Annotated in this window: 24 protein-coding genes; 9 read left to right on the top strand and 15 right to left on the bottom strand. The window is 74.0% G+C overall.

The features are described 5' to 3' along the window. The first annotated feature begins 23 nt into the window (after positions 1-23). The gene (locus ACZ4XX_RS08945; protein ID WP_468507253.1) at positions 24-1,745 is read left to right on the top strand and encodes a hypothetical protein; all 1,722 of its coding nucleotides are present in this window, start codon (positions 24-26) and stop codon (positions 1,743-1,745) included. Next, entirely contained in the window at positions 1,742-3,628 is a 1,887-nt protein-coding gene (locus tag ACZ4XX_RS08950; RefSeq protein ID WP_468507254.1) for a serine/threonine-protein kinase, read from the top strand. The genes ACZ4XX_RS08945 and ACZ4XX_RS08950 overlap by 4 nt, the downstream gene beginning before the upstream one ends. Here the strand turns inward: ACZ4XX_RS08950 and ACZ4XX_RS08955 are convergent. Continuing rightward, a complete protein-coding gene (locus ACZ4XX_RS08955; RefSeq protein WP_468507255.1) occupies positions 3,610-6,927 on the bottom strand; it encodes a LuxR C-terminal-related transcriptional regulator in 3,318 nt (1,105 codons plus the stop codon). The two genes, ACZ4XX_RS08950 and ACZ4XX_RS08955, sit on opposite strands and share 19 nt — an antisense overlap. Positions 6,928-7,100: 173 nt before the next feature. Then, the gene (locus ACZ4XX_RS08960) at positions 7,101-7,586 is read right to left on the bottom strand and encodes a DUF2000 family protein (protein WP_468507256.1); all 486 of its coding nucleotides are present in this window, start codon (positions 7,584-7,586) and stop codon (positions 7,101-7,103) included. Between ACZ4XX_RS08960 and ACZ4XX_RS08965 the strand changes: the two genes are divergently transcribed. Continuing rightward, positions 7,585-8,427: an AraC family transcriptional regulator gene (locus ACZ4XX_RS08965; RefSeq protein ID WP_468507257.1), complete on the top strand. Its 843-nt coding sequence runs from the start codon at positions 7,585-7,587 to the stop codon at positions 8,425-8,427. The two genes, ACZ4XX_RS08960 and ACZ4XX_RS08965, sit on opposite strands and share 2 nt — an antisense overlap. Positions 8,428-8,605: 178 nt before the next feature. On the opposite strand, the gene ACZ4XX_RS08970 is transcribed toward ACZ4XX_RS08965, so the two are convergent. The 4 genes from ACZ4XX_RS08970 to ACZ4XX_RS08985 form a co-directional block, all read right to left on the bottom strand. Further along, on the bottom strand, positions 8,606-8,989 hold the full coding sequence (locus ACZ4XX_RS08970; protein WP_468507258.1) for a VOC family protein: 384 nt from the start codon (positions 8,987-8,989) through the stop codon (positions 8,606-8,608). A gap of 199 nt (positions 8,990-9,188) precedes the next feature. After that, entirely contained in the window at positions 9,189-9,536 is a 348-nt protein-coding gene (locus tag ACZ4XX_RS08975) for an ArsR/SmtB family transcription factor (RefSeq protein ID WP_468507259.1), read from the bottom strand. 194 nt (positions 9,537-9,730) lie between these two features. After that, the gene (locus ACZ4XX_RS08980) at positions 9,731-10,117 is read right to left on the bottom strand and encodes an STAS domain-containing protein (protein WP_468507260.1); all 387 of its coding nucleotides are present in this window, start codon (positions 10,115-10,117) and stop codon (positions 9,731-9,733) included. A 28-nt stretch (positions 10,118-10,145) separates the two neighbouring features. After that, positions 10,146-10,490, bottom strand: a complete 345-nt coding sequence (locus ACZ4XX_RS08985; RefSeq protein WP_468507261.1) for an ArsR/SmtB family transcription factor — start codon at positions 10,488-10,490, stop codon at positions 10,146-10,148. A gap of 159 nt (positions 10,491-10,649) precedes the next feature. Here ACZ4XX_RS08985 and ACZ4XX_RS08990 point away from each other — a divergent pair, with 159 nt between their 5' ends. Continuing rightward, the gene (locus ACZ4XX_RS08990; RefSeq protein WP_468507262.1) at positions 10,650-11,486 is read left to right on the top strand and encodes an NADPH-dependent F420 reductase; all 837 of its coding nucleotides are present in this window, start codon (positions 10,650-10,652) and stop codon (positions 11,484-11,486) included. 63 nt (positions 11,487-11,549) lie between these two features. On the opposite strand, the gene ACZ4XX_RS08995 is transcribed toward ACZ4XX_RS08990, so the two are convergent. Beyond that, complete coding sequence (locus tag ACZ4XX_RS08995) at positions 11,550-12,218, bottom strand: isochorismatase family protein (protein WP_468507263.1); 669 nt, start codon at positions 12,216-12,218, stop codon at positions 11,550-11,552. Between the two features lie 224 nt (positions 12,219-12,442). Between ACZ4XX_RS08995 and ACZ4XX_RS09000 the strand changes: the two genes are divergently transcribed. From ACZ4XX_RS09000 to ACZ4XX_RS09010, 3 genes are all read left to right on the top strand, one after another. Then, a complete protein-coding gene (locus tag ACZ4XX_RS09000; protein WP_468507264.1) occupies positions 12,443-13,147 on the top strand; it encodes a VanZ family protein in 705 nt (234 codons plus the stop codon). 68 nt (positions 13,148-13,215) lie between these two features. Continuing rightward, positions 13,216-13,923 (top strand): response regulator transcription factor, encoded by a 708-nt coding sequence (locus ACZ4XX_RS09005; protein ID WP_468507265.1) that lies wholly within the window; start codon positions 13,216-13,218, stop codon positions 13,921-13,923. After that, positions 13,916-15,049: a sensor histidine kinase gene (locus tag ACZ4XX_RS09010; RefSeq protein ID WP_468507266.1), complete on the top strand. Its 1,134-nt coding sequence runs from the start codon at positions 13,916-13,918 to the stop codon at positions 15,047-15,049. The genes ACZ4XX_RS09005 and ACZ4XX_RS09010 overlap by 8 nt, the downstream gene beginning before the upstream one ends. Here ACZ4XX_RS09010 and ACZ4XX_RS09015 read toward each other — a convergent pair. The 8 genes from ACZ4XX_RS09015 to ACZ4XX_RS09050 form a co-directional block, all read right to left on the bottom strand. Beyond that, positions 15,018-15,800, bottom strand: coding sequence for a hypothetical protein (locus ACZ4XX_RS09015; RefSeq protein ID WP_468507267.1), 783 nt, complete (start codon positions 15,798-15,800; stop codon positions 15,018-15,020). The two genes, ACZ4XX_RS09010 and ACZ4XX_RS09015, sit on opposite strands and share 32 nt — an antisense overlap. Further along, positions 15,793-17,046, bottom strand: a complete 1,254-nt coding sequence (locus ACZ4XX_RS09020; protein ID WP_468507268.1) for a DUF2306 domain-containing protein — start codon at positions 17,044-17,046, stop codon at positions 15,793-15,795. Before ACZ4XX_RS09020 ends, ACZ4XX_RS09015 begins: the two co-directional genes overlap by 8 nt. Positions 17,047-17,260: 214 nt before the next feature. Then, positions 17,261-17,776, bottom strand: coding sequence for a helix-turn-helix transcriptional regulator (locus ACZ4XX_RS09025; protein WP_468507269.1), 516 nt, complete (start codon positions 17,774-17,776; stop codon positions 17,261-17,263). Between the two features lie 50 nt (positions 17,777-17,826). After that, positions 17,827-18,330 carry an STAS domain-containing protein gene (locus tag ACZ4XX_RS09030; protein ID WP_468507270.1) on the bottom strand — a complete coding sequence of 168 codons (504 nt, stop codon included), beginning with the start codon at positions 18,328-18,330 and terminating at the stop codon, positions 17,827-17,829. A gap of 174 nt (positions 18,331-18,504) precedes the next feature. Next, the gene (locus ACZ4XX_RS09035) at positions 18,505-19,647 is read right to left on the bottom strand and encodes a 2Fe-2S iron-sulfur cluster-binding protein (RefSeq protein WP_468507271.1); all 1,143 of its coding nucleotides are present in this window, start codon (positions 19,645-19,647) and stop codon (positions 18,505-18,507) included. A gap of 19 nt (positions 19,648-19,666) precedes the next feature. After that, positions 19,667-21,157 (bottom strand): phytoene desaturase family protein, encoded by a 1,491-nt coding sequence (locus tag ACZ4XX_RS09040; RefSeq protein WP_468507272.1) that lies wholly within the window; start codon positions 21,155-21,157, stop codon positions 19,667-19,669. Beyond that, positions 21,154-21,579, bottom strand: coding sequence for a nuclear transport factor 2 family protein (locus tag ACZ4XX_RS09045; RefSeq protein ID WP_468507273.1), 426 nt, complete (start codon positions 21,577-21,579; stop codon positions 21,154-21,156). Before ACZ4XX_RS09045 ends, ACZ4XX_RS09040 begins: the two co-directional genes overlap by 4 nt. A gap of 134 nt (positions 21,580-21,713) precedes the next feature. Next, positions 21,714-23,033 (bottom strand): DUF418 domain-containing protein, encoded by a 1,320-nt coding sequence (locus tag ACZ4XX_RS09050; protein WP_468507274.1) that lies wholly within the window; start codon positions 23,031-23,033, stop codon positions 21,714-21,716. A gap of 102 nt (positions 23,034-23,135) precedes the next feature. On the opposite strand from ACZ4XX_RS09050, the gene ACZ4XX_RS09055 reads away from it, so the two are divergent. Then, positions 23,136-23,756, top strand: coding sequence for a GNAT family N-acetyltransferase (locus ACZ4XX_RS09055; RefSeq protein WP_468507275.1), 621 nt, complete (start codon positions 23,136-23,138; stop codon positions 23,754-23,756). Then, positions 23,756-24,886 carry a PaaX family transcriptional regulator C-terminal domain-containing protein gene (locus ACZ4XX_RS09060; RefSeq protein WP_468507276.1) on the top strand — a complete coding sequence of 377 codons (1,131 nt, stop codon included), beginning with the start codon at positions 23,756-23,758 and terminating at the stop codon, positions 24,884-24,886. Before ACZ4XX_RS09055 ends, ACZ4XX_RS09060 begins: the two co-directional genes overlap by 1 nt. Positions 24,887-24,936 lie beyond the last annotated feature (50 nt).

Genomic DNA, 24,936 nt, shown 5'->3' on the forward strand with positions numbered 1-24,936 from the left:
TCTCTCCCCGGAGCACCCCCCACATGAGCAGCCGCTCGCCCGACGAGTTCCGCCTCGGTGTGCGTCCGTACGACCGGGGGGCCGGTACCGGCGGCGAGCCGGAGGATCCGCACGAGCTGCTCCACCGGGCCCGGCGGCTCACCGCCCACGGACACCCCTGGGCCGGCAGCGCCTGGGAGCGGGCCGCGACCGCCCTTCAGCGCGCCGGCGGGGCCCTCACCCCCGGGGACCACGCGGACGCCCTCGACGCGACCGCACTCGACTGCCGGGGCGCGGCACGGCCGGCGGCGGGTCCGCTCTTCTTCCGGGCCGCCGACCTGCACGAGCAGGCCGGTCAGCGGGGCAAGGCCCTGGTCTCGCGGGCGCGGGCGCTCGTCGCCGGTCCCAGCCACGGGGCGACGGCCTGCGCCCGGCTCGCGGAGCTGTGCGAGCGGGCCACGGCCCTTCACCGCATCGGGCAGGCCGGAGTCGCCGAGACCGCGACGGTCCGTCTGCTGCGCGGCCGGGCCCGAGCCGATCTGCTCGACACCGCACCCGACCCGACGGCCGAGGCGGCCGCCCTCCGCGAGGAACTCACCCGGCTGATCGCCTTCGCCGCGCCCCACCGGGCGGATCCCTCCGTCCTCGGCGTGCTCGCCGAGGTGCACGCGCTGCTCGGCCGGATCACGGCCCCCGACGACCCGGCCGCCGCCCGGGCCCATCTGCGGACGGCGCTCGACGAGCACCGGGCCGGGGGACGGCTGTGGCCCGCCACCGACCATCAGCTCCAGTTCGCCGCCGTACTGCGGGCCACCGGCGCCCACGAGGAGGCCGCCGCACTCCTCCGAGCCGTCCTCGCCTCCGAGGTGACGGGCCCGCCGCTGCGGGCCGCCGACCGGGCCCGGCTCTGTCTGGCCCTGGCCCGGACGCTCGCCCGGTGCGACGAGCAGGCGCGTACGGCCCGGGGCACGAGGGACGACGTGACGGAGGGAGTACCGGAGGAATCGACGGAGGAGCCGGCGGGCGAAGCGGAGAAGGCGGCTGAGGCGTTGGCGGAGGCGGAGGGGTGGGAGGACGGCGAGCGGCTGTCGCTGCTCGCCGAGGCCGTCCGGCATACCGATGGGCCTGCCCAGGACGTCCGCGTGGGTGCCCTCGCACGGCTCCTGTTCGGTGTCGCGCTCGCGGAGCGCGGACGCTACGGGAAGGCCCTCGGCCTCCTCGAACAGGCGCTGCCCGGGTTCACGGAGGACGACGACACGGCGGCACGCGTACGGACGAGGGCCTGGCTCGCCGAGTGTCTGCTGCACCTGGGCGAACCCGGCCCGGCGGCGCGGGAGTACGCGCTGGCCGCGGCAGAGGCCCGGTCGTGGGACGACGGGCGCCATGGCACGGCCCTGAGCCGGCGGGCGGCGCACGCGCTCGTCCTGGCCGGACCGTCCGGGAAGGCGGCCCACGTGCCGGAGGTCCACGGCCCGGGCGGTACGGTCGACGCCGACGCCGACGCGAAAGCCGAGATCGGGACCGGGACCGGGACCGGGACCGGGACCGGGACGGAGATCGGGACCCGGATCGGGCCCCGGATCGAGGCCGCGGCGGAAGGTGGTGCCCCGGACCGGGGCGCGCAGGGGCCGTGGCCCGCCCTGCGTGAACTCCCGGAGCCGTTCGGACCGCCGGGGCGCTACCAGGTCGACGTGTACGGCGAAGTGGGCGGGGCATGGCCGCAGGCCTCCACCGCCCCGGGGACCCGAGTACAGGGGTGCGAGTGAACAGAGTGATCGACGGCCGCTTCGAGCTGGTGGAGCGGCTGGGCGGCGGCGGGATGGGAACGGTCTGGCGCGCCCGCGACCTGGCCCTCCACCGTGACGTGGCGGTCAAGGAGGTACGCCCGCCGGACCCCGCGCACGCCGAGCACGACGTCGAGGGCGCCCGGACCCTGCGCGAGCGCGTCCTGCGCGAGGCGCGCGCCCTCGCCCGGATCGACCACCCCAACGTGGTGACCATCCATCACATCGTCGACGCCGGCGAAGGCACCTACCCGTGGCTCGTGATGGAGCTGGTCACCGGCGGATCACTCCAGGACCGGCTCGACCGCGGCTCGATGACCCCGGCCGAGGCGGCCACGCTCGGCCGTGAACTCCTCTCGGCCCTGCGGGCCGCCCACGAGCGGGACATCGAGCACCGCGACGTCAAACCCGCCAACGTCCTGCTGCGCCCCGACGGGCGGCCGGTGCTCACCGACTTCGGCATCGCCGCGATCCGCGAGTCCACCGTCCTGACGGCCTCGGGCTCGATCATCGGCTCGCCCGACTACATGGCGCCCGAGCGCATCCGTGGCGGTGGCGGCAGCGGTCCGGCCGCCGACCTGTGGTCGCTCGGCATGGTGCTGTACGTGGCGGTCGAGGGGCACCACCCGTTGCGCCGGGAGAACACCCTCGCGACGCTGGCGGCCGTCCTCTCCGACGACGTACCACCCCCGCAGCGCGCCGGTGAGCTCACCGGCGTACTGAACAGGCTGCTGGTACGGGAGCCGTCCGCCCGCCCGGACGCGGAGGAACTCGACCGCGCGCTCGCCGCCATCACCTCACCGGACCCGACCGCCCGTCCGGCCCACCGTCAGGACGCCCCCGGGGCAGGGGGCCCGGCGGCGGCTCCCGCGAACGGGTCGGGTGCGGGCGCGGCGGGCTTCGGCAAGCCGGGGGCTGCGGGCCAGGGCGAAAGCGAGGCGACGTCGTTCCACCTGGCGCCTCCGGCGAGGCACCCGGGGCCATCGGCGAGCCACCCGGCACCTCCGGCGTCCTCGGGCGCGGGTTGGGCAGGTGCCGCGACGTCGCAGGGCGGCTCGGCCGCGGACACACCCCCGACGGCCGCTCCCCCCGCGGCCGCCGCCGTGTTCGGGCCCGCCGGAGTCTCCCCCACGACCGTTCCCTCCGCCGCCTCCCCGGCCGGTGCCCCCGGCCGGCGGCGGAGTCGTACCGGCCGGTTCCTGGGCTCCGCCGCCGTCGTGGTGCTCGCCGTGGGGATTCCCGTCGGCGCCATGACGTGGGACTGGCGCCCGGGCACCCCGGGAGACGGGCCGAGCAGCGCGGCTCCGTCGCAGCAGGGCCCGGCCGCCCAGCGGCCGGACGCGTCGCACACGAACACCCCGACGCCGACGCCGACACCGACGCCCGCGCCGTCCAAGGCGGCCGACCCGGTGAAGGGCAGTCTGCTGACGCCCGCCGGGGTCCGGTCCGCCATCGCCGCGATCAAGGAGGCCTCGGGCGGGACCATGGTGACCAGCTTCGTCGTGTACCCGGACTACGCGATCGCCGAGTCGCTCGTCAAGGGCAGCACGAAGCTGTACGACCGGTACATCTACCGGGGCGAGGACGCCGCCGTCCGCCAGGGATCCGGCACGGCCTTCCCCGGCTCGGTCCCGACCGATCTGAACGACTTCGACTGGGACGCCCTGCCGGCGCTGATGAAGCGCGCCGACAAGGAACTGGGTGTCGACAAGCCGACCAGCCGCTACCTCGTGCTCACCCCGCCCTCGTCGATCTTCGGGACCAAGGCGGGCATGAACATCTACCTGTCCGACACGTACGGATCCGCGTATCTGACCGCGGATGCGAAGGGCCGGGTGACGGAGACCTATCCCCGCGAGAACTGACCCTCGCCGAACCGACCCTCGCCGACGCCGTCCCTGACCACGAGGGAGGCGAGTGCCGCCCGGGTCTCCACTCCCGTCTTGCGGTAGACCCGGGCGACATGGCTCTCGACCGTGCGCGGGCTGAGACAGAGCCGGTCCGCCACGGCCTGGTTGGTGAGTCCTTCGGCGACCAGGACCGAGATCTCCCGCTCCCTCGGGGTGAGGACCGCGAGCCGGCCCCCGGCCGCACCCTCCGGAGGAGCCGGACGGGTGCGGTCGGCCAGATCGACCAGCATGCGGGCGCCTCCCTCCACGGCCAGTCGCCTGCCTCTGCGCCACTGGGCGGCGGCCCGTGCGCCGTCGCCCGCCGCGTGCGTCTGCGGCGCGGCGAGGAGCAGGCTGTGAGCCTCCCTCAGGACGGCCCCCGAGCGTGCGCTCTCACGTGCCGCGTCGGTGAACGCCCGTGCTGCGGAGGCCGATTCGCCACGCCGGGCCAGGACCTGCCCCCAGGAGCGCAGTGCGGCGGCGCGCTGCACGGGCAGCCCGAGGGGCTCCGCCTCCGCGAGGGCCCGGCGGGCGACCCGCTCGGCCTCCGCCGGGTCTCCGGTGGCGAGTGCCGCACCCGCGAGCAGTTCGAGGTATCCGGGGCGCAGCGAGGGCTGGAGCCGGGAGAGGTTCCGGTCGCCGCCCGCGCGCACGAGCACCTCACGCACCCGGTGCGGGTCCGTGCGGAGCGGCACGGCGTAGCCGAGCAGGGAACGGGTCTGGGTGGCCCACCAGCCTTCGGCGGTCCCCACGACGGCCGCCGCCTCCTCGGCTGCGGCCGACGGCTCGGGGTCGCCCAGGGGTCGGGCGTGAAGGAGGACGACGGCCCGGATCGCCCCGCTGAAGCCGACGAGTTCGGCGCCGCCCAGGGCCCGGGCCACGGCGAGTGACTCCTCGGCCAGTTCGAGCGCGGTTCCGACCCTGCCGGTCAGGAAGTGGACGTAAGCCGAGCAGAGGAGCAGCTGCGAGAGCGCGAAGGGCCGTCCGGCGCGCCGGGCCATCCCGATGCCTCGGGTGGCGTGGCGCTCGGCTCTCCCGTACTCCTCCAGGAAGACCTCGGTCCAGACGAGCCGTACCAACGACTCGGGGTGGGAGGCCAGTCGGCCGTCGGTGAAGGTGTCGGTGAGGGAGGCGGCCTCCGCCGCGTGGAGTCGGGCGGGGCCCGTCTCACCCTCGTACACCTCGCCGAGCGCGGCCAGGGTGAGCACCTCCGCCGTGCCGGCCTCGTCGCACCGCCGCCGGGCCTCGTCGAGGGTTCGGGCGACGACGGACCGGACCTCGGGGTAGCGGGCGGCGAAGAGGGCCCGGCAGCCCCACTCGACGACGAGCCAGGTCCGCAGGTCGGGGCGGGGTCCGGGGGTGCGCTCCAGCTCGCGGCGGAGCAGCGCGTCCGCCTCCGGGTAGCGGCCGAGGTGGCGCTCCATGAAGGCGCAGAGCAGGACGGCGGACGTCCGCAGCTCGGCGGTGTCCGGCGCGTGGCAGGTGTCGATGAGGTGGTGGAGGAGGTCCCTGCTCTCCGCCACCCGGCCGGCTGATCCGAGGGACCGGGCCCGTCGGAGCGTCAGGTCGCGCCAGGTGGCGCGGTGCTCGGCGGTGTCGGGAAGCAGGGCGAGGACGGCTCCCAGCCAGTGGGCGGCGCACGCGGGGTCGGCCGCGCCGATCCGCTCGGCGGCCTCGACCAGCTCGGCCGCGACGTCCGGGTCCCAGGCCGTCACGGCGCGGACCAGGTGCGGGGCACGCTCGGTCAGGGGCGCCCCGGCAGCGGCGAGCGCGCCGGCGGCCCGCCGGTGCAGCTCGCGGCGCCGCCACGGGTCGAGCGTGCCCCGGACGAGCTCGGGCAGGGCGGGGTGGCGCAGCACGAGGAACCGCCCTTCCTCGTCGGGCCGGACGAGGTCGCGGTGGGCCAGCTCCCCGAGGATGCCGTCCAGGGCCGAGAGGCCGGGCGGGCCAGACAGGCCGGACAGGACGGACAGGTGCGCCAGGTCGGCCGACCGCGGGGCGACGGGGGGTGGGGCGGCCGGGGGCAGGGCGGCCTGCTGCGAGGCGGCCGGGAGCGGGGCGCCAGCCAGCGGGGCGGCCGGGGGCGGGGAGACGATGGCGGCGAGCAGTTCGGCCGTGGCGCGCCCGTCGAGTACGGCGAGCGCCTCGACCACCGCCCGCTGCGCCCCGTCGAGCGGGGCGAGCTCGTCGAGGACCACCGCGACGGGACCGGTCCCGGGCGCCCCTCCTTCGTGCGTGCGCGCGTGGGCGAGGGCGCGGTGGTAGAGCGGGTTGCCGAGGCTGACGGCGTGGATGTCGCGGGCGAGGCCGGTCGGCAGCCCGGGGAGGAGTCCCCCGGCGCAGTCCTCCGGTGCCAAGGGCCCGAGGGCGAGCCGGGCGAGGTCTCCCGAGTCGGCGGCGCGGGCGAGGACGGATGCGAGCGCGGGCGTGGTCTGGCGCTCGCGCCGGGCGAGCATGAGCAGGACGGGCGCCCGGAGCGGATGCCGGAGGAGATGGTCGACGAGCGCGGCGGAGGCGGGGTCGGCAGCGTGAAGGTCGTCGAGTGCGAGCACGACGGCGGGCCCGTCCGCCGGTACCCGCCCGAGCGCCGCCGCGATGCGTCGCACCTGCCCGGCGACGTCACCACCGGACCGCACGGCCTCCGCGTCGAACGCTCGGCCTGCGGAACGGGCGTCGTCCCGGGCGCCGATGACGCCGTCCTCCGTGACCGTACGCGCGGACGTGCCCGATTCGACCTCGGGGCTCGGTGTCGTCGATCCGGCCCCGGATCCCGTGTCTCCCGCGGAACCCGCCCCGGTGTCGGCGCGGAGCGCCGCGGGTGGCGACTCGACGAGCTCCGCGAGGGCCGACAGGGCCGGGGAGAGAGCGCGGTCGTGGTGGTCCAGGTCCGCGAAGGCGTCCGCGAAGGCCTGGAACGGTGGGCTCCCGTCCCGGGCGGAAGGGACGGTGGAGCCGACGGAGACGGTGGAGCCGACGGGGGCAGTGGGTGCGGCAGGGACACTGGGTGCGGCGGGGACGGTGGAGCCGGCGGGGACGGTGGGGACGGTGGGTCCCGCGCGGCCGCGGAGGACCGTCGCCCCGTGCCGCCTCGCCCGTACCGCGAACTCGGCGAGGAGCCTGCTCTTGCCGATGCCCGGCTCGCCGACCACCTCCACGGCCACCGGGCCCGTGCCTTCGGCGCGGTGGCGCAGCAGCACGTCGAGCCGGTCGAGTTCACCGGCCCGCCCGACGAAGGGCGCACGCCCGTCACTTCCCGGATCCGCGAAAGTGTCCACGTGCAGTCCCCCTCGTGCGGTCGTTCTCTTCCCCGCTCCCAGTTGTACGGCACGCCACCGACAACGGCGTCAGCCGGTGGTCAGGGTCTTGAAGGCGTGGGTCTCGCCGGCCGGCGCGGCGTCATGGCGGGTCCGCGGTCCCCGGGAGTTCCGGGGGCCCTCCTCCAGGGCCCTCAGGGGTGCATCCGGGCGCCCTTGAGCACCTTGTCGACCGCGTTGCGCGGCCCGTACACGGCGAGGCCCGCCAGATCCAGGCCGTCGGCCCCCACGGCCCGTACGGCCGCGCGGTTGTCGCGGTCGTTGCCGGTGGTGAACAGCTCGGTCGTGAACACCGCCCGCGGGAGCGCGCGGGAGAGAGCGCGGGCGTGCGCCGCCGTCAGCGTCTCCTTCGTCCCCTCGAAGACGAGCACGGGCTGCCGGAACATCGGCAGGTACGGGGTGCCGTCGGCGTCCGCGTACGGTTCGCCGATCACCTCGGGCAGGTCCGTGCCGAGGCCGCTGACCAGGAACGCGGTGACGTTCAGGCGCTGCCAGGTCTCCAGGTCCTCCCGCAGGAGTACGGCGATCTTCGTGTCGAAGCGGACGGGGGCGGTGTCGGTGGTCGTCATGCTCCGAGACTGCCGACCGGCCCGTCGTTCCGTCTTGTACATTTCTTGCATGGTGGCCGGTCAGCAGGTTTCGGCATGGCGCCCGCACGTGCCGGGAGTCGTGGAGGTCTTCCACGCCCACTTCACCGCGCACGCGTACCCGATGCACGTGCACGACGTGTGGACCCTGCTCATCGTCGACGACGGGGCCGTCCGCTACGACCTCGACCGGCGCGAGCACGGCACCCCGGCCGACACGGTGTCGCTGCTCCCGCCGCAGGTGCCGCACAACGGTTCGCCGGCGACCCCGCACGGCTTCCGCAAGCGGGTCCTCTATCTGGATCTGACCCAGCTGGACGAGAGCTTCATCGGCGCGGCGGTGGACGGGCCCGATCTCGTCGATCCGCTGCTGCGCCGTCGCGTCGGCCAGCTGCATGCGGCACTCGCGGACCGGGGCGGCGTGCTGGAGGCACAGAGCCGGCTCGCCCTCGTCCGCGAACGGCTCCGCACCCGGCTGCGGCCCCAGGCGGTCGCACCCGCGCGACCAGCCGATCCCGGAGTGGCCCACCGACTCCGCGAACTCCTCGACGCCCGGCTGCTCGAAGGGGTGACCCTGGACGAGGCGGCGGGGCTCCTGCACGCCCATCCCACCCATCTGGTACGGGCGTTCAGCGGCGCCTTCGGCATCGCCCCGCACCAGTACCTGACCGCCCGCAGGCTCGACCGGGCCCGCCGACTGCTCCTGGACGGGCAGCCGCCCGGGGAGGTGGCGGCGGCGACCGGCTTCTACGACCAGTCGCACCTGAACCGCTCGTTCAAGCGGCTCGTCGGCACGACCCCGGGGCGCTTCGCCCGGGGTTACGCCGGGGGAAGCGCCGCCCATGTCGTGAACCGGCCGCGCTCCGCGGCGTGAGCGGGCCGCGGCACGTGGCGCGGTGGGCCTGACGGGTGATGCGGCATTGCGCCGGTCCGACGGACCGACGGTCCGACCGCGAGGCCTGAGGAGTTCTCGTCCGGGGAGCCGGCCGTCCGCGTCCCGGGCAGGCGTCTTCGCGCGATGCCTCAGGTGGCAAACGCCTTCGCGTGATGCCTCAGGCAGACGTCCTCGCGTGATCCGATTCGCTGCGGAGGACACAGAACTCATTGCCCTCGGGGTCGGCGAGGACCGCCCAGCCCGTGCCGTCGGGGTTCCGGTGGTCGGCGGCCAGGGTGGCTCCGAGGGCCAGCAGCCGCTCGACCTCCTCCTCGCGCGAGGTCGTCGGGCGCAGGCACAGGTGGAGGCGGTTCTTGACGGTCTTCGCCTCCGGCACCTGGTTGAAGTACAGCACCGGGCCGTCCTGGAGCAGCACCTGGGTCTCCGGGTCGCCCGGTCCGCTCTCCGGATCCACCGGACACCCGGTCACCTCGCTCCAGAACCGCGCCAGCCCATAGGCATCCGCACAGTCGACCGCCACGTTCTGCACCACCGCATACATGCTGCTCAGCCTGCCCGAGAAGCCTGCGGCCCGCCACCAGGAATCGCGGCGGGACAACGGTGCCGGAACCCATCCCGACCGCTCGTCCGGGCAGCGGGGGAAATGATCGACGTCGACGGGCAGCGCGTCCACACCTCGCACCAGGAGTGGGACGCGGCGGAGCAGCGGAGCGCTCCGCCGACGGCGCTTCGTCAGGTTCTCAGGGGGTCTTCTCCCGGGGTGCCGGGGCCCGGAGGTCGGTCGGCAGGTCCGGCCGGCCCGCGAGGACACCGGAGAGGATCGTGCGGGCGGTCATGAGGAGTTCGGCCACCCGGGGGCTCGTCAGCGCGTAGTACACGGCGGTGCCTTCACGCCGGGCGACGACCATGTTCGCCCGCCGCAGCACCGCCAACTGCTGTGAGAGATAAGCCGGTTCGACGCCGGTGTCACGGAGCATCTCGGCGACCCCGTGCTCGCGCTCACTCAGCAGCTCCAGGACCCGGATGCGGACGGGGTGCCCCAGCGTCTTGAAGAACTCGGCCTTCAACTGATAGAGCGGCGTACTCATCACACCCACCCCGCACGTCGCATCGACCCGGCACTCTGCAGCATGCCTCCATCCTCGCGCCTGCCGGGACGGAAACGCGCCGGAGACGGGTCAGCGGCCGATCATGGCCGGAACCTGCCAGGACGGCCCGGCACTTGGGCGGTACACGGACCGTACTTGGGCGGTACGTGAGCGGTACTGGCGCCGCCGGGCGATCAGGCGGTCGGCCAGGCGTCGCTGCGCCAGGCCCGCTGTTCCACGCCCGCGTCGCGGTGTGCGGCGAGCGCCGCGGCCAGGTCGCGGTGGACCGGGACCGGGGGGCCTTCGCCCGCCGGGACGAGCGAGCCGTCGGCGGGGATCGCGGCCAGTTCGAGGGCGCGGCCCGCGGCCCGCAGCCGGAGCGCCGCCTCGGCGACGGCGAGCTGTCCGCCGACCGACCAGCCCCGCAGCCGGGTCAGGTCGAGGACGACCGGCCCCGTGCCCCGCGCCACCGCCCATCCCACGGCCCCGGTGAACCGCCCCACGGCGTCGGCTCCGAGGAACCCGGCCAGGGACAGTACGCCCAGGTCCTGCTGGACGGTGTAACGCCATTCGATGGTCATCTGCGTCGTCATCCTTCTCGTACGGCGGTCACTGCGGGAGCACGGGCTGCGGGAGCGGGGGTGGGGCACAGGAGGGCTGCGGGCCCGAGGCGATCTCGGTGAGGATCCGCCGGGCTGCCTGCATCAGCTGGGGCACGTCTCCGCCGGCGAGCGTGTACACGACGGTGGACCCCTCGCGGCTGGCGGTCACGATCCCGAAGCGGCGGAGCACGGCGAGCTGCTGCGAGAGCGCCGCCGGTTCGATCTCGATCCGCGCGAGCAGGTGCCGTACGGGCATCGGCCCGTCCTGGAGCAGCTCCAGGACCCGGACGCGTACGGGATGGCCCAGCATGCGGAAGAACTCGGCCTTGGCCTGGTGCAGCGGGACCGGCACGGTCTGTCCTCCGGAGGCGCGGGTGCGCGGGGCGGGTCGCCGCGGCCCGGCGGACACCCTCGGGCACGGCTCGACCAGGATGTATCGAATTGCAGAAATGTGCAATTTCCCTATTTGCTTATTTCACCCTCTGAGACGGGCCCACCGCGCCTTCCCGCCATGCGCCACGGACGCCGGTTTCGAGGCCGAGCCGAGGCTGGAGTCGAGGCCGAGTCGAGGCTGGTCTCGACGAAACCTCGGAGGCCGGTTCCGGAGAGCGGGAACAGACTCCGGGTTCCTGCGGCTGGAAGGGACAGCTCCACGAGACAGCCGGAACGGACAGAAGGAAGCACCATGAAGATCGGCATCATCGGCGCCGGCAACATCGGCGGCAATCTGACCCGCCGCCTCACCGCCCTCGGCCACGACGTGTCCGTGGCCAACTCCCGCGGCCCGGAGACCCTCACCGCACTCGTCGAGGAGACCGGAGCCACCGCCGTCACCGCTTCGGAGGCCGCGCGGGGCGCCGAGATCGTCGTCGTGACGGTCCCGCTGAAGAACGTCCCCGACCTTCCGGCCGGATTCCTCGACGGCGCGGCGGAGGGCTTCGTCGTCATCGACACCGGCAACTACTACCCCCGCGAGCGCGACGGCCGGATAGCCGCGATCGAGGACGAGGGCCTCACGGAGAGCCGCTGGACCGAACTCCGGATCGGCCACCCGGTGATCAAGGCCTTCAACGGCACCTACGCACAGGACCTCCTGGACCGGCCGCGCCCCGCGGGCGACCCGGAGCGCCTCGCCCTGCCCGTGGCCGGAGACGACACCGCGGCGAAGGAGAGGGTGCGGCTCCTCATCGACGAGCTGGGCTTCGACACCGTGGACGCGGGCGGGATCGACGAGTCCTGGCGTCAGCAGCCGGACACCCCGGTCTACGGCCTGCGGGAGGGCGTGGAGGCCGTGACGAAGGCACTCGGCGCGGCCTCCCCCGAGCGTCCCGAGGGCTTCCGGGGCTGACCCGCGCCGGTCTGACGGTCGCCTTCCCGGACCGGCCGCCCCGCCCCTGCCGGACCCGGGACCTCAGCCGGCGCTCGGGGCGGTCGGGGCCGTGAAGGCGACCTCCGCGGCGCGTACCGTGACCTCCGCGTCGCTCCCCAAGGCGTACGCCGCGACCCGGGAGACCGTCGCGGCCGGCACGGCCTCGCTGATTCCGGGCGCCGCCGGAACGTCCTGGGTGGCGTGGGCGTCGTGCGGTACGACGACGCGGTAGCCGCGCGCCAGGGCCGTACGGGCCGTCGCCTGCACGCACATCTCGGACATCACGCCGCAGACGGCGACCGCCCGCACCCCCGCGTCGGTGAGCACACCGCCGAGCCGGGTCTCCGCGAAGCCGTCGTCGTGCGGCTTGCGGATGACGAACTCCCGGAACCCGGGCTCGACGGGGTGGTGGAGCTCCCAGCCCGGCGTGTGGGGTTCGTCCCCCGCGCCGGGCGGTCCGTCGTTCTGGAGGTGCACGACGAGTGCGCCGTCCCGCCGGGCCCGGGCGAGGAGGTCCGTCGTGCGGTCGACGAGCCGAGCGGCCGCGGGTACGGCGCCGTCACCGGTCACGAACGCGGACTGCACGTCCACGACGATCAGCGCGTCGACGGGCGGGGTGTTCGGCGTGCTCGGGCTGCTCGGGGTGTTCGGGCCGTTCGCGGCGGACAGGGTGGTGTCGGCGGGCGGGTCGGTCTCTGCGGGCTGACTCATCCGGCCATGATCCCGCCCGACCGACCCTGCTGCCAGGCGATTTCGGACCGTCCGGCGACCGGTTCGCACCGGCTCCCACACGCCGCGGACTCCCGGCGCGTGCGGCAAGGAGTCCGTACACCGCGGGCCTGTCGCAGGCATGTGGCGGGCCTGTCGCGGGCGTATCGCGGGCGTATCGAAAAGCGCATACGCCCTCGCAACCGCCCTCCCTCTTCAATGGGCGCATGACACACAGCGCACCCCTGCCCGCGCCACCCCGCCGCACGCGAAGGGTCGTGCTCGCCGGCCTGGCGGCCCTCGGTCTCGCGGGCGCGCTGTACGTCGTGCGGGGACCGCTCATGATGTCCGCTCCACGCTGCATGGCCGGGCGGTGGCACGGCTGCTTCGACACGTTCAACGGTGTGGTGCTCATGACGCTGGTCGCGGTGCCGTCGTCCCTGCTCGTGGTGGGGGTGCTGGCGCTCCGGCGACGGGCCGCCGGTGTCGCGCCGGCGTGGCGGATGTCGCTGGCCGAGGTGGGCATCGTCCACGGGACGGTGCCGTTCGTGTGGCTGACCATGATGCCGGGCGCCGCACCCGGCATCGCCCCCGCCCGGGTGAGCCTGGTACCGCTGAGGGACCTGGTCACGATGGGGACGCTCGGGATCACCGGCAACCTTCTGGTCTTCGCCTCGCTGGGCTTCTTCGCCCCGATGCGGTTCGCGGCGCTGGCGTCCGTGCCCCGGATCCTGGCGCTCGGCGCGGGTTGTTCGCTCCTGGTCGAGACCGCTCAGTACGTCTTCCGGCTCGACCGGGTGTCCTCCGTGGACGACGTCCTGGTCAACGCCACCGGCGCCGCACTGGCCGCGCTGGCGTCACGGCATTGGTGGCGCACCGCGGCGGACGCCCCGTCGGACGGGCCGCGCCCCGCTCTGGCGTCGGCGGCCTGAGCCGTGCGTCCGATGCGCCCCGGACCTCGCACACCCCGGCGCCGTGTTCCGCTGCTTAGGCTTCGGCCATGCGCGTACTGATCGTGGAGGACGAGCCCTACCTGGCCGAAGCCGTCCGTGACGGACTACGGCTTGAGGCGATCGCCGCCGACATCGCCGGCGACGGCGACTCCGCCCTGGAACTGCTCAGCGTCCACTCCTACGACCTCGCCGTCCTCGACCGCGACATCCCCGGCCCCTCCGGCGACGAGGTCGCGCGGCGCATCGTCGCCTCCGGGAGCGGCATCCCGATCCTCATGCTCACCGCCGCCGACCGGATCGACGACAAGGCCTCCGGTTTCGAGCTCGGCGCCGACGACTACCTCACCAAACCGTTCGAGCTGCGGGAGCTCGTCCTGCGGCTGAGGGCGCTCGACCGCCGACGCGCGTACGCCCGGCCCCCGGTCCGCGAGCTCGCGGGCCTGCGGGTCGACCCCTTCCGCCGGGAGGTCTTCCGGGACGGACGGTACGTCGCGCTCACCCGTAAACAGTTCGCCGTCCTCGAAGTCCTCGTCGCCGCCGAGGGCGGGGTCGTCAGTGCCGAGGAGCTCCTCGAACGGGCCTGGGACGAGAACGTCGACCCCCTCACCAACGCCGTGAGGATCACGGTCTCCGCCCTGCGCAAACGGCTCGGAGAACCATGGATCATCGCGACCGTGCCGGGTGTCGGCTACCGCATCGAGGCCGACCCCTGCGCCCTCCGCCCCGGCACCCGACCCGGCACAGCGCATGGCTAGACGCCGGGGGCTCAGCGCCCGACTGAAACTCACCCTCAGCTACGCCGGATTCCTCGCCGTCGCCGGCGCACTGCTGCTGGCCGTGGTGTGGGGGTTCCTGCTGCGCTATGTGCCCGACAACCCGCAGGGCCTGCTCGGGATCTCACCCAACCGCTACCTCCTTACCCGTACCTTCCTCCCGCCGGCCGCCGTGGCGATGGGCTTCCTGCTCGTGTTCGGCCTCGTCGGGGGATGGCTGCTCGCCGGCCGGATGCTCGCACCGCTCACCCAGATCAGGGACGCGGCTCGGAAGGCCGGGGACGGATCGCTGTCCCACCGGATCCGGATGAAGGGCCGCCAGGACGAGTTCCGTGAACTCTCCGACGCGTTCGACGCGATGCTCCAGAAACTGGAGTCGCACGTCGACGAACAGCGCAGGTTCGCCGCGAACGCCTCCCACGAACTGCGCACCCCCCTGGCGATCTCGCGGGCACTCCTCGACGTCGCACTCAAGGACCCCGCCCGCGACCGGGAGGAGCTCGTCGCACGCCTGCAGGCCGTCAACACGCGGGCGATCGACCTCACCGAGGCCCTCCTGCTGCTCAGCCGAGGAGACACCGGCACCTTCACCCGCGAGAGCGTCGACCTCTCGCTCCTCGCCGAGGAGGCCGCCGAGACGCTGCTCCCCCTCGCCGAGCAGCGCCGGATCACGCTCGACGTCACCGGCGGCGCGGCCCGGACCAGCGGCTCCGCGGAGCTCCTGCTGCGGATGGTGACGAACCTCGTCCAGAACGCCGTCGTCCACAACGTCCCCACCGGCGGCACCGTGACGGTCCACACCGAGACGGTCCGCACCGAGACGGTCCACACCGCGAAGGACGGCACGACGACGGACGGCACGACGAGCGTGCTGCGGGTCGAGAACACGGGCCCGCCGCTCCCACCGGAGCTGGTACCGACCCTCACCGAACCGTTCCGGCGGGGAGCGGAGCGCGTGCGCACCGACGAACACGCGGGCGTCGGTCTCGGCCTGGCCATCGTGCACAGCGTCGTCCGCGCCCACGACGGCTCCCTCGACCTCACGCCCCGCCCCGCCGGCGGCCTCCTCGTCACGGTCAGGCTTCCCGGCGTGCCCCGGGTGCAGTGACCCGCGGCTGCCGGAGGCGACTGTCGCGTTGCCATGCCGACGAGCGCGGCCGTGAGCTGGCGTGGCCGTGGCCCGGCGTGGTCGTGTCAGGCGCCGTTCGCGAAGGGCGCGCCGCCATGGTGTCCGGTGACGGCCCGGTACTCGGGGGACGGGTCGGCCAGGCCTCCGCGCGGTTCACCGTCCACGGCACGAGCGCGCCCCAGAAGTCGGGGAAGGCGAGCAGCCCGGCGCCGATGCCGAGCCATCCCGAGCCGACGACGGCCAGCGGCGGCTTCGACCAGCCGGGCAGCGGTACGACCGGCTGCCGCGGCTCCGCGCCCGCGGGCCCCGCGGGCCTCCGGTACTGCGCGACGAGGCAGCCGACCGCGCCGAGGGCGAGCGATCCCAGGGTGGCGACCCAGCCGAGGCTGAAGAGGGCGAGGAACAGCGGGCCGCCGTCGACCGCCCGGAGGGACCCTGCGTTCAGCAGGCTCACCGTGAACAGGCCGGTCAGCACGATCACCAACGGCAGCACCAGGCTCCGTACGTCCTCCCAGAGGCGTGCCCGCCCGATCGTGAAGAGCGCGGGGGCCACTCCGGCCATCGCGGCTCCGATGAGCCCGGGGCTCAGCGCCTCCGGGGACACCCAGGCGCCCGCAGCGTACCCGCACAGGCTCGTGACGCTGAGCAGGGCGCCGGTGGTGAGGCTGATGCCGCCCACGACGGCGCTCAGGACGACGATGCCGGGCGACAGTTCCTTCTGGTCAGGCATCAGTTGCTCCCGTCCGCTCCGACACCGACACACCCGCACCCGCATCCGCACCGATACCCACATCGGCGCCGGCAGCGGCAGCGACGTCGACACCGGTCGGATTCGCGGTCGCCTGAGCCGGTGGGCCCGGCGGAACGTCCGTGGACTCGCCCTGTCGCCTGAGGACTTCACGTCCGTGCAGGACCCGCAGGCTCACCACCGTGACCGCCGCGTACGACAGCATTCCCGCCCCGATGCCGACTCCCGCGATCAGGGACGTGAGCCGGTCCAGGCCCGTCGTCCGCTCCAGAACGGGCACGGTCACCGCCGAGAAGGCGGGCGCCAGGCACTGGGCCGCCAGGTGCAGCCGCCACTCCTCACGCGCCCAGGCCTCTCCGCGCGCGCGGGCACGTGTCGCGCGGACCGCGACGACGGCGTACGTCAGCACGTACGGGACGAGGTAGGCGACGAGCAGCCGGCGCCCCTGCGTCCCCTGGCCGAGGAGGGCGTACGTGACCCAGCCCAGGCCCGCGGCGCCCAGGACATGGGCGGCGGCGAGGACCGGGCCCGGAGCCCACGTTCCGGTCAGGCCGGGAACCCCGGTCCGACGGTCGAGGGCCCGGGAGGCCAGGAGCGCGCCGAAGGCGACGAGGGCGCCGAGGTGCATGATCGCGACGCGGTTGACGTCCTGGAGGGAGAGGCCGGGGTACAGCGCGGGCAGCACACCCCATTCGAGCCGCAGCAGTGGAGCGGTCATCAGAAAGCCGTAGCAGAGCAGCAACCAGCGCTGGTGCAGGTCCGGGAAGCCGCGCACGGCGGCGAGGACCCCGAAGGTCACACTGCCGACCGTGCCCACCAGGATCGTCGCGAGGACGATCCAGAACGAGGCGCCGCTGAAGGCCTCCGCCGGCGGGGTGCGCAGGAGGTAGAGCGCGGCACCGGCCATCGACGCGTACACGGTGCCGGCGAAGACGGTTCCGAGGACGCGGTGCAGCCGGATGCGGCGGCGCACCGCCGAGAGCAGCTGCACGGGGCCGAGCAGCATCAGGAGGCCGCCGAGGACCGAGTGGACGATCAGCGGGACCAGGCTGCGCGTGTACGGTCCCATCCGGTCGCGGACCGCGTCGGCCACGAACTCCGCGGACACGGACCGGCCGAGGAGCCACTCTCCGATGGCGGGCGCTCCGGGTGTGGCGTAGGGCCAGAGTTCGGTCATGGCGATCGGCGCGTACACGAGGCAGACCACCGTCACGGCGACGGCGGACACCCTCCCCCATCTGATCCCCGCGCTCGTTCCCGCGTCTGTCTCCGTGGCTGTTTCCGTGTCCGTGCTCGTCGAACGTCCCACGGCGCCTCCCCCTCCACCGTCCACGGCGCCGGAGCCGCCGCGATAGTCCTTTCTGGACTATGGAGGAAGGTAGGGCGGGGCACCGCCGGGGTCAACCGGTCGGTAACAGGAATCGGGGACCCGCGACCGGAGATCAGGATTCGCGACGCTCGACCCAGTGCCAGAAGTCGACCATCATCCGCTCGTACCGGATGCCGAACTCCAGGGCCTCGCGCTGCCCGCGCGTCAGCGACTCGCCCACCTCACCGGCGAGTTCCTCGTACTCGTCCAGTGTCCGCCGGTGCTCCTCGATCTGCACCGGGGCATGGACACCCGGGCTCGCCCCGAACCACAGCTTGAGGATGCCGCGTTCGCGCGCCTCGACCGGGACGAAGGCGGGATCGGCCAGCCAGCCGCGGAGCGCCTCCGCGCCCTCGTCGGTGAGCTTCATCAGGCGCCTGTTCCGGCCACCGGACTGCCTGACCTCCGAGAGCAGCCCCGCCTCCAGAAGCCGGTCGCACTGGGCGTAGACCTGCGCGTGCGGCATCGACCAGAACGGCGCCACGGTCCGCGCGGCTTCGACCTTCACGTCGTACGGGCTGGCCTCACCCAGCTTGTCGATGATGCCCAGCACGAGGAAGGAGGGCGTGGTCAACCGGACTTCAGACATGCGTCCGACGGTATCGCGAGGGCTCGGCGCGGGCGGTCCGTGATCGCCTCCTACGAGAGAGGTCTCGTCGCCCCGGGTTCGGACAGCAGGGGGCCCGTCGGATCCCAGCGGGGGGCCGTCATGTCCGGCAGCCCACCCGACGGCAGCGCGCCCCACTCTTCCGGGAACACCGCCGACGGCTCCCCCGACAGCTCTCCAGACGGCTCCCCTTCCGACTCCACGGCCGTCTCCCTCTCCGGTTTCAGGACGTCGTCGAGTTCCGTCAGGCGGATGAGCCGGAGGATCCACGGCTGGTCGCAGACGAGCCGCCAGCGCGCCCCGCGCCGCCGGGTGCGTCCGGCGCAGTGGGCGAGGAGGCCGAGCCCCGTGGCATCGCAGAAGGTGAGGCGCCGGATGTCGACGGTCAGGGCGTCGGACTCCCGCACGAGGGCGTCGAGCTCAGGCCGCAGGTGCCGTACCAGGACGAGGTCGAGTTCGCCCCGGAGGGCGGCGACGGTGACGCCGTCGGCCGAGCGGACGACCATGTACGGGTCATGACGGGGGATCAGCTGCATCGGGTGCTCCACAGGGTGGCTCCATGTGTCGCTTCGAGCGTGGACGCCCTCGTTCCGGGAGGGACGTTTCGCCTCGGCCGCTGTCACCTGAATCGGTGAATGTTCGAGCCACTTCCCCTCGTACGGACGACCGATGTGCGTACGTACGGCCGCGCAGCCCGCCTCCTGCTCCCCTCACACATCCAGCTCCACGTCCGTCAGGGGGTACGCGACGCACGCGTGCGCGTACCCCGAGTCCGGGTCGGAGAGCCTGAGCCGGGCCTCCTCCGCGTGGTGGACCTCGCCCTTGAGGACGCGCACCCGGCACAGACCGCACTCGCCCGAGCGGCAGGCGGACTCGGGGCGGATGCCGGCGTCCTCCAGGGCGTCCAGGAGGGGGCGGCCCCGCGGGGTGCGGAAGGCGGTGGCGCGGGCCGCGACGGTGACCTGCTCCGCCGGATCGGCACCTGTCGGCCAGTGCGGCTGCCGGGTGGGATCGGCGGGGGCGCCGTTGGCCTCGAAGCGGATGCGGCGCCGGGGGTGCCCGAGCCGCCCGGTGAGCTGGCCGAGGGCGTACGGGTAGAGGGCCTGGGGCCCGCACACGTACACCATCCGCCCTTCGAGGGGCCCGGCGAGTTCCGTGACGAGTGCGGCGGTCAGCAGTCCGGCGGGGCCCGGCCACCGCGGGTCCGGTTCCTGGAGGACGTGGTGGACGCGGATGCCGGGGTGCTCGGCGGCGAGCGTGTCGAGTTCAGCGCGGAACAGGATGTCGTCGAGGGACCGGGAGCCGTAGAGGAGGTGGAAGCGCCGGCCGAGGCCCCGGTCGGCGATCTCCCGGACCATGCTCATCGCGGGGGCGACACCGGAGCCGCCCGCGAGGAAGACGACGTCCTCGCCGTGGAAGAGCGGATTGTGGTGGAAGGTGCCCTGGGGGCCGGTGGTCGTCAGGGTGTGACCGGTGGCGAGGGTGTCGAGCAGGTGGTTGCTGATCCGCCCGCCGGGCACACGGCGCACGGTCAGGTCGTAGCGGCTCAGGTCGGCCGGGCTGGAGGAGATCGCGTACGGGCGGTTCGTCCCGTCCGCGAACACCCCGACGTACTGCCCGGCGAGGAAGGGCGGCAGGTCGGCGCCGTCGGGGCGGCGGAGCCGGAAGGTGCGGGTGCTCGGCGTCTCGTCGACGATGCGGTCGACCCGGAGGTCGAGGCGGCGCGGGTGGTACGTGTCGAGGGCGCGGCGGGTCCGCGCGGCGTGGTCGGCGGTGTCGGCCGGGCGGCCCGCGATCTCGTCCCGGATGCGTTCCGCGCCGGCGAAGCGTGCGGCGAGGTGATGAGGCGTCACAGGTGTCTCCCGGGTCTCTTCAGGCGGCCTTGGACCGCAGCAGGCGCCGGGCCACGCGCGCGCCCGCTTCGAGGGTGGGCTGGAAGCCGCCCATGCCGGACCAGGATCCGGCGAGGTACAGGCCCGGCACGTGCGGGCGGAGTTCGCTGTCGCGGAACTGCCAGCTCTCGGTGGCGTCCTGGTCGTAGCCGTAGATCGCCCCGCCCGGGTGGCCCAGGTAGCGGCTCATGGTCAGCGGGGTGGCGACGTCGACCTCCTCGATGACGCCCCGGATGCCGGGGGTGACGGTCTCGGCGAGGTCGAGCAGCGTCTCGGCGTAGGCGAACTTCTCCCGGGCGTACCCGGCGGGTTCGACGTCGTCCCAGGCTGAGCCGTACTGGAGGGTCATGAGGCTGACGTGGGTGGCCCCTGGGGGCGCGAAGCCGATCGGCTCCACGTCGTACGAGGTGACGCAGATGCCCCGGGCCGGGGCGCGGGTGCGCCAGGAGGCGGAGGTACGGTCGGCGTCCAGGTCGGTGTTCACGAAGGTGGTGCTCGCGGTGAAGCCGAGTTCCGCCGGGGTGGCGTCGAGGCCCATGTGCAGGACGAAGCCGGAGACCCCGATCCGGCGCGAGGCGAGGTCGGCGCGGACGGCGCCGGGGACGGCGAGGCCGTCGAGCATGCCGTAGGTGAGGGGCAGGGAGGCGTTGGAGACGACGTCGGTCGCGCCCACCTCCTGGCCGTCGTCGAGACGCACGCCGACGACCTTCCCGCCCCGCGTCAGGATCGCGTCGACGGCGGTGTGGAACCGGACGTCGCCGCCGGCCTCCAGGAACGTGTCGAGGATCGCGCCGGACATCGCCTGCGATCCGCCGCGGAGGTGCCAGGGCTTGAACTCCAGGTAGGCGAAGAGGACCAGCGCCAGGTCCTGGAAGGGGAGCCGGGACGGGGGCTGGCCGAGGTAGCCCCAGTAGGAGGCGAGGACGGCCTTGAGCCGCTCGTCCTCGAAGTGCTCGTCGAGGACGTCCCGCGCGGGCCGCAGGCCGTGCCGGAACAGGAGCTCGTCCACCTGGTCGGCAGGAGTGCCGCGCATCGCGGCGATCTGCCAGAAGGTGAGGTCCCGCACGAGGGCGAAGAACCGTTCCAGGCGGGCCCGGTTGCCCGGGAAGTGCGCCTCCAGGGTCGCGGTCGCGCCCTCCCAGTTCGCCGGGAGGGTCACGTCGAAGGAGCCGGGCACGACCGTGCGGTAGAGGTCGGGTTCCTCGACCCAGGTCAGCCGGTCGCCGATGCCCAGCTCGTCGAAGAGGGGCCGCAGCGTGAACGCCTGCCCCTCGGCGCCGATGCCGGAGAGCTGGTGCAGCGCCACCTCGAACTCGAACCGGCCCCGGCGGAAGGAGGTCGCGCAGCCGCCGGGCACGCTGTGCCGCTCGACGAGCAGCGTGCGGACGCCGGCGCGCTGGAGGGTGGCGGCGGCGGTGAGCCCGGCGTTGCCCGCGCCGATGACGACGGCGTCGTAGTCCGCGCCGCTCACCGCTCGCCCTCGGCGGACGATCCCGTGTCGGCCCCGGCGAAGGCCTCCGCCTTGATGCGGTCGAACTGGGCGCCCATGGCGACGGAGAGCGCCTGCGCGGCGGAGAGCGGCCGGACCATGACCATGAAGTCGTCGATCCGTCCCTCCTCGTCGAAGTGGAGGAAGTCGCAGCCGTTGATCTCCATGTCGCCGACCTTCGCGGTGAAGACGAGGGCGTGGTCCCGGCCGTCGTCGCTCCCGATCTCGCGGACGTACGTGAAGTCGGTGAAGACGCGCATCACTCCGCGCAGGATCGCGGCGGTGATGGCCTTGCCGGGGTACGGCCGGAAGGCCACCGGGCTGGTGAAGACCACGTCCTCGGCGAGCAGGGCCTCGATGGCGGCGTGGTCGCGGTTCTCGACGGCGGCACGGAAGGGATGCACGACGACTCCATATGCAACTTGTTGATTAGGTGCAAGTGCAGCTAACCGCATCGTCGGGGAGACGTCCAGGGGTCGACCGGCCCCACCCCTGCCGCTTCCCCTGCCCCCGCCTCCGTCACCCCCGGGGCGCCTCGTCACCCCTGGGGCGCCTCCGACTCCTCCGACCTCTCCGTAGCCTGCGCCGACCCCGTCACCGCCGACCGCTCCGTCACCGCCGCCCCGTCCGTCGCCTGCGGGCGCCTCAGGGGTGGCCACGTCAGCGTGGTCCAGGCCCGCAGCAGCCATTCGACCGGGCCGTACCGGTGACGCCGGAGCCACCACCGGCTCGCGACGACCTGAACGGCGAAGAGCACGACCGCGATCGCGAGGACCCCGGGCGGTGGAACGCGCCCGACCAGGCCCGCCCCGTACCCGGTGAACAGCAGGGCGCAGACCAGCGATTGAGCCAGGTAGCAGGTCAGCGTGACGCTGCCCACCGGCCCGAGCACGGCCACCGTCCGCCCGCCGAACCGCCCCTGGGTGACCCGGAGCACGGTGGCGGCGTACGCGGCGGCGAGCAGCGGCGCGGTCAGGACGTCGACCGCGACGGCGAGGGCCTGGTACGCGCCGTCCGTCGCCATCAGGTTCGCGTGCGCGTAGACCACCGCGCCGAGCAGCCCGAGCGTGAATCCCACCCACTGGAGCCGGATCAGGTTCTTCCGATGACGCGCGAGGTCTCCGAGCGCACGGACCCGCCCGGCGGCGAATCCGAGGAAGAAGGCCGCGAGGGCGGCCGGAGCCTGGAAGAAGAGCACCACGACCGCGAACTCGGCAAGCTGCCCCAGGTGCTCCCCGATCACTGCGCCGGGACCGCCGCGCAGCTCCCGCACGGCCCGCTCGGCCTCGTCGGCGGCACCCGGATCGGCCCCCGAGTCGCCGGCCAGGTGCACCCCCACCGCGAGGAGGAGGTACAGGGCGGCGGTGACGGCGAGGAGGATCACGGCGGTACGCACCGCGGCGCGGGGCCGGACACGGCGGGCGGCCGGCAGGACCAGGCCGAGGACGGCGTACGTGGTGAGGATGTCACCGGGGAACAGCAGGACCGCGTGCAGCACACCGAGGACGAACAGGCCCGCGAGGCGCCGCAGGAAGCGCGGGGCGAAGCGGACGCCGCCGCGCTCGGCCGAGGCGAGCTGCAGGGTGAAGCTGTAGCCGAAGAGGAAGGAGAACAGCAGGAAGAACTTGGCCTCGAAGAACACCGTGCCGAACCAACGGACCGCGGTGTCGAGAGGCGAGTCGAAGCCAGGGTCCGCCAGACCCACGCCGTGGTAGGCCGACGCGAAGTATCCGATGTTGACGACGAGGATGCCGAACAGGGCGAACCCGCGCAGGGCGTCGACGTGCGCGAGCCGTGCACCACCCCCGGGCCCCGGATCCCCGGCACCTCGCGCCGTAACCGTCGCTTGCAGTGTCATGCCTTCCCCCGTATCTATCGTTCCCAGAACGCTCGTATCGAGCATGAACGTATTATCATCGATAGCGCAAGCTCGAACCAGAAGCACGACGGAGGAGGACCGATGGACACACGACCGGTGGTGCGCCGGGGCGTGCCCGAGGGCTGTGAGGCCAGGGTCGCCGCGCTGTACTGGGAGGCCTTCGGGCGCAAGCTCGGCCCCGCCCTGAACCCCCCCGACAAGGCCCGCGCCTTCCTCGCCGCCCACCTCCACCTCGACCGGGGCGTCACCGCCCTCGTCGACGGCGAAGTGGCGGGCGTCGCGGGCTACCGGCTCGACGGGCGCGGGCTCACCGGCGGCGGCGCGGCGGACGTGCTCACGGCGTACGGGGCGCTGCGCGGGCTGCCCCGCCTCGCCCTGCTCGCGCTCTTCGAGCGCCGGCCCGCCGCCCGTGAGCTGGTGATGGACGGCATCGCGGTCGCCCCCGAGCACCGGGGCACGGGCATCGGCGGACTCCTCCTGCGCGAGATCGCGGCCGTGGCCGCCGAAGCCGGCTGCCGCCGCGTCCGGCTGGACGTCATCGACGTCAACCCGCGCGCCCGTGCGCTGTACGAGCGGCACGGCTTCGTCGCCGTCCGCACGGAGAAGACGCCCTACCTGCGCGGCCTGACGGGCTTCGGCGCCGCCACGACGATGCACCGGCCGGTCACGGCCGCCGACTTCCCGCACGGCCAGGAGGCCTGATGAAGCACCGCAACACCCCGACGGGGGCCGGGCAGGCGGCATCCGCCGAGGACTCCGGGCGCGCCTGGCAGGCGGACGCCGCCGGACGCTCCGGACGCGGCGAGCAGCCGGAAGCCGCCGAACGCCCCGGGCCCACCGCGCACGCCGCACGTACCGAACCCGACGCACGTACCGAGGCCGACGCCCGTGTCGACGTCGACGCCCTCGTCGAAGCCGGCGCACCCGATGCGTCCGGCGACGGCTCCGCGTGGAACCCCGTCCCCACCCGCACGCTCGTGCACGCTCTCGTCCGCACCGACGGCACCGTCGACGCCGGGGAGCTCTACACCGTCGCCGGGCTCCTCTCCATGTCCGACCAGCAGGTCCGGCTCTGCGTCAAGCGCCTCGTCGCCGAGGGCCGTTTCACCCACGAGGGACGAGGGCGCAAGGCCGTGCTCCGCGCGGTCGCCGACCCCACCGGCGCGATCGCTCCGGACGCCGCCCATGTCGGCCACGCCTACCGCCAGGACCACGGGCTCGCCCCCTGGGACGGCAGGTGGCACCTCTTCGCCTTCGCCGTGCCGGAGTCGTCGCGGGCCGCCCGCGACGCGCTCCGCGACACCCTGCTCCACCTCGGCGCCGCACCCCTCCACGCGGGTCTGTACGCCGCCGCCAATCCGATCGAACCGCTCGTCGAGGCCCAGGCCCGCCACCTCGGCGTCGCCGGCCAGGTCACGTACCTCACCAGCACCGACCTGCGGGTCGGGGACGTCGCCGAACCGCGGGAGCTGGCCGCCGCGCTCTGGCCGCTCGACGAGATCGCCGCCCGGCACGGCCGACTGGCCGCCTTCGCCCGAAACTGCCTCGACCGGCTGGAGCACCCGGACGGCGCGGAGCACCGCGGCGAGAGCCCGACGGCGCCCGAGCGGCTGACGCTCGCCGTCCAGCTCGCCGCCGCCTTCACGTACGCCATGGGGCCCGATCCCCTGCTGCCTCCCGAACTGCTCCCCGCGCCCTGGCCTGGAGCCCGTGCACGTCGGCTCTTCGCCACTGCGTGGACCGCGCTGACGCACCGCCGCGGAGGCCCGGACTCCGGCCCTCCGCTCCCCCGCCTCTTCGCCCTGTACGAGGACCTCACGGCCTTCGCGTGAACCGTGCCCGGCTCTCCCCGGCGGGCGAGAGACCGCGGGTGACGCCCGGC

This window comes from Streptomyces sp. NPDC029956, assembly GCF_055574655.1.

Excerpts from the sequence above, each read along its gene's own strand:
- ACZ4XX_RS08945 (WP_468507253.1), top strand. The coding sequence starts at position 24 with ATGAGCAGCCGCTCGCCCGACGAGTTCCGCCTCGGTGTGCGTCCGTAC.
- ACZ4XX_RS08965 (WP_468507257.1), top strand. The coding sequence starts at position 7,585 with ATGGTGGCCGGTCAGCAGGTTTCGGCATGGCGCCCGCACGTGCCGGGA.
- ACZ4XX_RS08960 (WP_468507256.1), bottom strand. The coding sequence starts at position 7,586 with ATGCAAGAAATGTACAAGACGGAACGACGGGCCGGTCGGCAGTCTCGG.
- ACZ4XX_RS08970 (WP_468507258.1), bottom strand. The coding sequence starts at position 8,989 with ATGTATGCGGTGGTGCAGAACGTGGCGGTCGACTGTGCGGATGCCTAT.
- ACZ4XX_RS08975 (WP_468507259.1), bottom strand. The coding sequence starts at position 9,536 with ATGAGTACGCCGCTCTATCAGTTGAAGGCCGAGTTCTTCAAGACGCTG.
- ACZ4XX_RS08980 (WP_468507260.1), bottom strand. The coding sequence starts at position 10,117 with ATGACCATCGAATGGCGTTACACCGTCCAGCAGGACCTGGGCGTACTG.
- ACZ4XX_RS08990 (WP_468507262.1), top strand. The coding sequence starts at position 10,650 with ATGCGCCACGGACGCCGGTTTCGAGGCCGAGCCGAGGCTGGAGTCGAG.
- ACZ4XX_RS08995 (WP_468507263.1), bottom strand. The coding sequence starts at position 12,218 with ATGAGTCAGCCCGCAGAGACCGACCCGCCCGCCGACACCACCCTGTCC.
- ACZ4XX_RS09000 (WP_468507264.1), top strand. The coding sequence starts at position 12,443 with ATGACACACAGCGCACCCCTGCCCGCGCCACCCCGCCGCACGCGAAGG.
- ACZ4XX_RS09005 (WP_468507265.1), top strand. The coding sequence starts at position 13,216 with ATGCGCGTACTGATCGTGGAGGACGAGCCCTACCTGGCCGAAGCCGTC.
- ACZ4XX_RS09010 (WP_468507266.1), top strand. The coding sequence starts at position 13,916 with ATGGCTAGACGCCGGGGGCTCAGCGCCCGACTGAAACTCACCCTCAGC.
- ACZ4XX_RS09015 (WP_468507267.1), bottom strand. The coding sequence starts at position 15,800 with ATGCCTGACCAGAAGGAACTGTCGCCCGGCATCGTCGTCCTGAGCGCC.
- ACZ4XX_RS09025 (WP_468507269.1), bottom strand. The coding sequence starts at position 17,776 with ATGTCTGAAGTCCGGTTGACCACGCCCTCCTTCCTCGTGCTGGGCATC.
- ACZ4XX_RS09030 (WP_468507270.1), bottom strand. The coding sequence starts at position 18,330 with ATGCAGCTGATCCCCCGTCATGACCCGTACATGGTCGTCCGCTCGGCC.
- ACZ4XX_RS09050 (WP_468507274.1), bottom strand. The coding sequence starts at position 23,033 with ATGACACTGCAAGCGACGGTTACGGCGCGAGGTGCCGGGGATCCGGGG.
- ACZ4XX_RS09055 (WP_468507275.1), top strand. The coding sequence starts at position 23,136 with ATGGACACACGACCGGTGGTGCGCCGGGGCGTGCCCGAGGGCTGTGAG.
- ACZ4XX_RS09060 (WP_468507276.1), top strand. The coding sequence starts at position 23,756 with ATGAAGCACCGCAACACCCCGACGGGGGCCGGGCAGGCGGCATCCGCC.